Source organism: Massilia niastensis DSM 21313 (assembly GCF_000382345.1).
Lineage (GTDB): Bacteria > Pseudomonadota > Gammaproteobacteria > Burkholderiales > Burkholderiaceae_D > Telluria > Telluria niastensis.
In genome coordinates, this window is the sequence record NZ_KB908185.1 from 1 (window position 1) to 7,760 (window position 7,760).

6 protein-coding genes and 4 pseudogenes are annotated in these 7,760 nt (G+C 57.6%); 1 reads left to right on the forward strand and 9 read right to left on the reverse strand.

Annotation, left to right across the window (positions count from 1 at the left end):
• Window positions 1-228, forward strand: a pseudogene (locus H162_RS34915) (IS3 family transposase); the annotation flags it as partial.
• A 311-nt stretch (window positions 229-539) separates the two neighbouring features.
• Here H162_RS34915 and H162_RS32985 read toward each other — a convergent pair.
• The 9 genes and pseudogenes from H162_RS32985 to H162_RS0129265 all read right to left on the reverse strand — a co-directional run.
• The gene (locus H162_RS32985) at window positions 540-1,145 is read right to left on the reverse strand and encodes a recombinase family protein (protein WP_156885875.1); all 606 of its coding nucleotides are present in this window, start codon (window positions 1,143-1,145) and stop codon (window positions 540-542) included.
• A complete protein-coding gene (locus H162_RS32990) occupies window positions 1,127-1,633 on the reverse strand; it encodes a recombinase family protein (protein ID WP_020657021.1) in 507 nt (168 codons plus the stop codon). The genes H162_RS32985 and H162_RS32990 overlap by 19 nt, the downstream gene beginning before the upstream one ends.
• Window positions 1,627-3,153: a recombinase family protein gene (locus tag H162_RS32360; protein ID WP_020657022.1), complete on the reverse strand. Its 1,527-nt coding sequence runs from the start codon at window positions 3,151-3,153 to the stop codon at window positions 1,627-1,629. Before H162_RS32360 ends, H162_RS32990 begins: the two co-directional genes overlap by 7 nt.
• Before the next feature lie 379 nt (window positions 3,154-3,532).
• Window positions 3,533-3,655, reverse strand: a complete 123-nt coding sequence (locus tag H162_RS33745; RefSeq protein ID WP_084677180.1) for an H-NS histone family protein — start codon at window positions 3,653-3,655, stop codon at window positions 3,533-3,535.
• 27 nt (window positions 3,656-3,682) lie between these two features.
• Window positions 3,683-4,597: pseudogene (locus H162_RS0129245) on the reverse strand (IS3 family transposase); the annotation flags it as partial.
• Window positions 4,598-4,608: 11 nt separating this feature from the next.
• Complete coding sequence (locus H162_RS32365; protein ID WP_020657024.1) at window positions 4,609-5,331, reverse strand: transposase; 723 nt, start codon at window positions 5,329-5,331, stop codon at window positions 4,609-4,611.
• A pseudogene (locus H162_RS0129255) lies at window positions 5,312-6,220 on the reverse strand (IS3 family transposase); the annotation flags it as partial. The pseudogene H162_RS0129255 and the gene H162_RS32365, both read right to left, overlap by 20 nt.
• A gap of 9 nt (window positions 6,221-6,229) precedes the next feature.
• The gene (locus tag H162_RS33750; RefSeq protein WP_084677181.1) at window positions 6,230-7,396 is read right to left on the reverse strand and encodes an IS30 family transposase; all 1,167 of its coding nucleotides are present in this window, start codon (window positions 7,394-7,396) and stop codon (window positions 6,230-6,232) included.
• An 86-nt stretch (window positions 7,397-7,482) separates the two neighbouring features.
• Window positions 7,483-7,760 (reverse strand): annotated as a pseudogene (locus tag H162_RS0129265) (IS110 family transposase); the annotation flags it as partial.

Sequence of the window (7,760 nt, forward strand, 5' to 3'; positions counted from 1 at the left end):
TGGTACAACCAGGAACACAAGCACAGCAGCCTGAAATTCGTGACGCCGGCGCAGCGCCACACTGGTCAGGATGCGGCGATTCTGGCGTGCCGCGAGAAGGTCTATCGAGACGCCAGAAACAGCAATCCGGGGCGCTGGTCGCGCGGCACGAGGAATTGGAAGCTGGAAGACCAGGTCTGGTTGAATCCGGAACGGATTCGGCCAGAAGCACTACAGCAAGTAGCTTGAGGTGACGCGACAACTACGTTGACAAACGCCGCTCGATACGCTCGTTGGCCTGGTCCGCGCGTACCCAGATCACGAAGTCGACAGCGGAGTCATGTACCAAGGTGACCTTCCAGCACGTGTGGCTTCGCTCGAATCGACACCGCGTGCAGAGCAGACGTACCACCACGCCGTTCAGAACGTAGGTGCGCGGGCTGAGCTTCTTGACCTGGGCTTTGGCAGCGGCAGCGCATCTTTCCAGCTCAATCGCCATATCGCGTGTAATGCAGCGCATGCGGTACCTGGTGATCGTGCTGCGAGACACGGAGGGCCAGCTAATGCCCGCTAGTCCTATTGCAGAGGGTGATGCCATTAAAGCGAAAGGCATAGGACTTTACGGACGGGCCGCCGCTGATGTTGATCAAATCAAGAGTTACCTTGCCATGCTCGACGAAAATGTCTCTCAACACATCGAGCATTTCGTCGTTGGTCCACTGTTTTCGTCGACGCTGCCGTTCGATCCGCGCTTCATCTAGTTTTTCTCGCGACACGATTGCGCCGAATGCGTCCTCGACCTTTACCCACGTAGTCGGTGCATTCGGTCGGCGTGAGCTCTTGAGACGCTGTGTGCTGCGGTTAAACACGAGCGTGCCGGCATACTTGTCGTTGGTGAGGACCTGCTTGACGTGGAAGGGTGACCAGAGCCGGCCGAATTCGTTTTCAATTCCCTCCTCGTTAAGGCGCCGAGCGATGCCTGTATCGGTCAGGCCCTCTGCCAGATACATGTCGTAGATGCGCTTGACTACTTCGATCTCGTTTTCTGGGCCGAGGGTATAGGTGACGCGATCGGTGGGCATGTTCTTGCGTTCACCGAGTCCGAGCACGCTCTTGGTCTGCCCGGTTGCAGAGACGGCGATACGCCTTAGTCCATAGCCCGCCAAGCGTCCTTGCTTGAACCTGCCTTGGTATGACGACACTGTGCACCAAACACTTTCGCCGACAACTCCCGGCTGTATTCGGCAGCCATCGCACGCTTCAAGCCCTTCAGCACGGCGGCGAGTGGAGACCCATCGTTCGTAAATGGTTCCGCACAGTAGGCGACTGCAATGCCCGCGCGCCGGCAGGCGTACTCGTAATAGGCGCTCTCGTCCACATCTTGAAACCGGCCCCAGCGGCTCACGTCGTAGACGAGAACAACGTTGAAATCGGCGCGGCCGGACTGGATATCGTTCAGCATCTGTAGCAGCCCTGTACGGCCGTCCAGAGTCAACCCGCTTCGTCCCTTGTCTCGGTATATGCTTGTGATCCGAAAGCTATGCGCGACCACGTATTCTTGTAGGGCCACCTCTTGATGATCGGTCGAGTAGTTCTGGTGTTCGGTGGATGCGCGGACGTAGATGGCAGCGCGATCGCAGAATGGCTTCAGCATGCGTCCTCCAGGTCGGCTGCGACATCTCCAAACATTGCGCCAACTGAGCTGTACCTCGACGCCGAGTAATGGACGAGGTTCGGTGTCTTCAAGTAGATTGTTCTTGGTGGAAGATCCTTTGCAGGCACCAATAGATAGTCGATCGTGTTGAGCACAGCAGAGTCCATCCGCTCAATCATGATGAAGTCAATTCCCGGCTCTGTGGTGAGCCTCCAGTACGGTAGACCGCGCTTGGGGTTGCAACATACCGATACATCAATCCGTACCAAGAGATTGCCGTTCATGGTCAAGATGAATGGCTTGGATGCTCTTCCGACGCTTGCGCCTGCAGCCTGGGCATGCTTGACTACACAGTTGAGTAGCTCCTTCCGCCTCGCCGACAACTTCCTTTTTGTCTCGACCAATGCGAACGCCGGGCTGCGTGGCAGCCCGGCCGCATGATAGGCACGCGGCAGAGAGGCGAACTCTCGAGCAAACATTTTTGTGTCGGGCATTGTTGGGTCTGCTGCAATGATCTTTGAATTGATCATGCCGTGCTTCTTGTAGCAGACCTGCAAAAGATTGATCAGTTCAGAACCGGAGTATCGGTGTGTCCTGCGTGCTCGTTCGGCTTGAGCTTGGTCGAACATTGCCCGATCGATGATTGGATCAACTGCAGTAGCGTTGACGATCCATTCATCGCGCGCGTTGTGCTTACGCGGGGTGGAGAGCTTGCATGATCGTCTGTTGTACGCCAAGGTGCCGCAGTATTTAACGTTGGTGAGCAACGTTTTGAGCATATGTTGGGTCCACGGCCGCCCAAACTCGCTCGGGAGCCGCTCGCTATTCAGCAACCTCACGATTACGCCCTCGCTGAGTTGATCATGCAGGTAGAGGCTATAGATCCGACGAACGGTGGCCACTTCTTCCGCTGGGCCCCAGACAAGTATTACTCGGTCGGTAGCGGCGACCTTCGACTCTCGATGCTGCAGTATTGCTCTCGGTGTTCCGCACGCCTTGAGTGCGAGGCGTCTCAGTCCGTAGCCCGCATGTCCGCCTTGTTTGAAACCCATCTCGGTAAACCGAGACTGGGCAATGAACACTTTTTCAGAAAGATCCCGGCTGTACTCGGCAGCCATCACTCTCTTCATGCTCTTGAGTAGGGCGGCGTATGGACCGCTTTCGCCGTTGAACTTTTCGCCGCAGTAGACCACCTCGATCCCAGCGCGCCGACAGGTGTGTTCGTGGTATGCCGCCTCATCGATGTCCTGGAAGCGGCCCCAACGGCTGATGTCGTACACGATGATGTGGCTGAAATCGGGTTGGGCTGACTGGACGTCCCTCATGAGAGACAGCAGTCCGGCACGTCGCTTGATGTCGAGGCCGCTTTTCCCGTCGTCGACGTATTCGCGGATGATACGCATGCGACAGGCTGCAGCGTATTCCCGGATCTTGGCGCGCTGATGATCTGTCGAGTAATCCTGGCTTTCCGTCGACATTCGAACGTACATCACAGCACGGTTGGCGGAACACTCGACCATCCTGGCCTCCAGTGTTTGAGGTAGCTCAATACCCGACGGAGCAAACCGAAGACTATATGAGGATGAGCTACAACGCCGCACGGATGAGTATGGGAACGACGATTCTTGCAACTGCGCTCGAACTTGCACGCCTGCACGGCGTGCGATTTGCGGCGGCCTACCTATGTGAAGCAGGAATTTCTGTTGAGGTTGCTGTAGAGGTACTTGCGCGCGGCCCACGTGACCGACCTTTACACGCTGGTAGCAGCGTAGAGAATCGGCTTTGGCGCGATGTGTCGGAGGCGCCAATTCCTGCTGTTGACGCCCGCCTTAGGCCTATTGCGTCCGTCTACTACTGCGGCGATACGCATGGTCCGCAGTAGAGACATACTGACGACAACTAGATGCGGAAGTCGTCCAAGGTCTTCCCATCTGCCAACCCTTCTACGATCCATTTCGGCTGGCGTCCGCGGCCTGTCCAGGTCTGGGAGTTGTCCGCAGGATTTTTGTACTGTGGCTTCACCTTTTCTCCCTTTTGCTTCTGTTGTGGTCAAGTAATTTCGGACACGGCGATAGGTTCTTTCGCTGCCATGGTGCGTTCATAGACGCTGGGCGGCAGGTTGCTCAGTACTGAGTGCAGGCGCTCTGAGTTGTAGAACCCGACGATGTAATTGATCACGTCAAGCCTGGCTTCTGCATGGTTGGCGTAATTGCGCTGCCAAACGCGTTCCATCTTCAGGTTCAGCAAGAAGCGTTCGGCGACTGCATTGTCCCAGCAGCTTCCTTTGCGGCTCATACGGCAGACAAAGCCGTGTTCGGCCAGCAGGGCTTGATACCGGTCGCTTGCATACTGGCTGCCGCGGTCCGAATGAACGATCAGGCCTGCGGCTGGCCGGCGCTGCTGGATTGCCATGCGCAAGGCATCGCAAACCAGCGTGGACGGCATGCTCGGCGCCATCGCCCAGCCAACCACCTTACGCGAGAATAGGTCGAGCACGACGGCCAGGTACAGCCAACCGGCGCCGGTTCGGATGTACGTGATATCCGATGCGTAAGCCAGGTTGGGCGCTACTGGATTGAACTGCCGAGCAAGCACGTTCGACGCAACCGGTAGCCCATGCTTGCTGTCGGTCGTATGCACGAATTTGCGCTTCCATACCGGCTTCAGGCTGGCCTGACGCATCAGACGACGCACCTTGTAACGCCCGACCTGAAGACCGCTATTGGCCAGTGCCGTCACCAGCCTCCGGCTGCCGTAGCTCTGGCCGCTGCGCAGGAATGCGGCACGCAGATGCACGCTCGCTTTGCAAAAAGTCGGCTTGGCAGCACGATTCCTGGCTTCGTAAAATCCGGCCCGACTCACGCCGAGGAGGCGACAGGATTGGGCGACAGGAATGGCCTTCATTTGCAGCTCGTCGACGAGCCGGTAGCTCACTTGAGCTCGCGGGCAAAGAAGGCCGATGCTTCCTAAGAAACTCACCTCTCAGCTGCTGCCTCCTGTGGTTGCAGCGCGTAGCCAAATTGTGCGGCACGCCGGTGCAGCTGCTTGATGACCCTGTCACGGTATTGCTGCTCATAGTGGTCTGCGCCGGGATCGCGGTAATCCATGCCGTATCGCATCGCGTTGTAGAACAGGACGGCGATCTTGCGAGCCGTAGCCGTCACGGCCTTGGCATTGCCGATGCGGCCGGCGAGCCGTCGATAAAATGCACCCAGCGCGGTATTGCTGCGACCAACCGTGACGGCGGCGAGCCGCAGTGCCACGGTAATCCGGCTGCTGGTCTTTCGTGTGTATGACGACAGCACCTTGCCGCCGCTAATCTTGCAGCCTGGCGACAACGTGAGCCACGAAGTGAAATGCTTGGCGGTGCGCCAGCGACTGAGATCGGTACCGCATTCTCCAATCAGGCGCAGTGCCAGAAATGGCCCAATGCCGTGGATCTGTGTCAGATCGGTACCGGCAAGCTGGTACATGGCCGAACGCACGTCGAAGTTGGGGTCGCTCGGCATCTTGCTTCGGTGTTTGGGCTTCGGTAACGGTGCTTCCGGCACAGGCCTGTCGATATTCAGCCCCGCGACTGTGCGCTCGATCTCGACATCGCATTCATCGATGCACGTCTGATAGAAATCGTAGAGCGCAAGCGCCTGCTTCAGCGCGAAGACATGCTCGGTGTGGTGGTCAAGTAAATTCGGACACAACGATAGGTTTTTTTGCTGCCATGTTCCGTTCGTAGACGGAGGGCGGCAGGTTACCCAGAACTGAATGCAGGCGTTCGCTGTTGTAGAAGCCAACGATGTAGGCCGCGATATCGAGCTTGGCTTCGGCGTGGTTGGCATATTCGCGCTGCCAGACGCGCTCCATCTTCAGGTTCAGGAAGAAGCGTTCAGCGACGGCGTTATCCCAGCAGTTGCCTTTGCGGCTCATACTGCAGACGAAGCCGTGACTGCTTAATAGCGCCTGGTACTGGGCACTTGCGTACTGGCTGCCGCGGTCTGAGTGGACGACCAAGCCTGCACCCGGCCGCCGCTGCTGAACGGCCATGTGCAACGCGTCGCAGACAAGCTTTGCCGGCATACTCGGCGCCATAGCCCAGCCGACTACCTTGCGCGAGAACAGGTCGATCACGACCGCCAGATACAGCCAGCCGGCGCCGGTTCGGACATAGGTGATATCTGACACGTAGGCCTTGTTTGGCGCCGTGGGATTGAATTGGCGGGCTAGCACATTGGCGGCGACCGGCAAATCATGCCTGCTGTCGGTCGTGTGGACGAATTTGCGCTTCCAGACCGGTTTTAAGCCCGCTTGGCGCATCAAGCGACGGACTTTGTAGCGACCGGCCTGGACACCGCGATTTGCCAGCGCCGTCACCATACGGCGGCTGCCGTAGCTTTGATGACTCGACGCGAAAGCAGCACGCACATGAACACTCGCTGCGCAAACAATCGTAGTCGCAGCGCGGCGCTTGGCTTCATAAAAACCGGATCGGCTAACGCCCAGCACGCGACAGCTGCGCGACACAGGAATGGCCTTCGTTTGCAGATCGTCGATGAGTCGAAAACTCACTTCAGCTCGCGGGCAAAGAAGGCCGAGGCGGGTTCAACGGGTGAACGCAACACCTACTGCAGCGTTTAGTTTATCCGTTGGTGTCACGAATCCCAAAGTCTTTCGTGGTCGCTGATTTAGTTGTGACGCAATCTTGTTCAGCTCCGCTTGCGAATAGCCGTCCAGCCGGGTCCCCTTGGGAAAGTACTGTCGAAGCAGACCATTGGTATTCTCGTTCGTACCGCGCTGCCAAGGGCTCTGTGGATCGCAGAAATACATCGGTACATCGGTAGCAAGGGTGAACTTCTTGTGTTGAGCCAGTTCAGTACCTCGATCCCAAGTAATTGATCCACGTAGTTCCGTTGGGAGCTTCAGGACCCGTTTAATCAGTGCAGAGACAACGCTTTCAGTGTCCTTGCCCCGCACCTTCAGCAGTACCGTGAAACGCGAGTGGCGCTCTACCAGAGTAGCGATGTGTGTGTTGTTCGAACCGCTCAGTAAATCGCCCTCCCAGTGCCCTGGAATAGCTCTGTCCTCCACCTCCGCAGGTCGTTCGCGGATCGATACAGCATCGATGATTTGTCCCCGCGGCTGGCCTTTTGTAGTGGCGTTTTTTGAGCGACGCATCAGCCTTCGTGTGCGCAGATGCTTCATCAATTCTGCTTCCAGTACTCCGCGGGCCTGAACATACAGGCTGCGATATATGGTTTCGTGCGATACGTGCATCGCATTATTATCGGCGTACTGCAGCTTTAACCATCCAGCGATCTGCTGTGGCGCCCAATTCGATCGCAGCTTACTCGCCACCAACCGCCGCAGTTTGGCATTGGCAGCGAGGACACACTGCTTCGGGCGTTTCGCCAGCTCCCAAGCTCGTGCATCAGCCATAGTGGCCCGGTATTGGCTTGCACCACCGTGGCGTGCCACCTCCCGGCTGACCGTCGACGGCGATCGACCAAGAGCTGCGGCGATCTGCCGGATCGAGACGTCTGCTCGGATCCCGCGAGAAATTTCCTCTCTCTCAGCAAGTGTAAGTGCGCGTGCGGAACGAGTTCGTTCAGGCGGCATGATCCCACCGTGCGGGCGCACAATTGAATTAATCGACGCAGCGTGTCTCCCGAGAGACCGCCCGATTTCGCTTAATGATTCCCCATCTTTCCAGCGTTGCCAAAGGGACCTTTTTTGCTCGGCCGATAAGCCGGATGTTCGCTTCTGATTCAACTACCTTTCCTCCTGGCTGCATGTTAGACCAGAAGGTGTTGCGACGACCCATTGAACCCATCGATGCCTTCCTAAGAAACTCACCTCTACGCTGTTGTCTCCTGTGGTTGCAGCGCGTAGCCAAACTCTGCGGCACGCCGGTGCAGCTGCTTGATGACCCGATTTCGGTATTGCTGCTCATAGTGGTCTGCGCCAGGATCACGGTAATCCATGCCGTATCGCATCGCGTTGTAGAACAGGACGGCAATCTTGCGGGCTGTTGCGGTTACGGCTTTTGCATTGCCGATGCGGCCTGCCAGGCGTCGGTAGAAGGCACCCAGCGCGGTATTGCTGCGGCCAACCGTGACCGCGGCGAGCCGAAGTG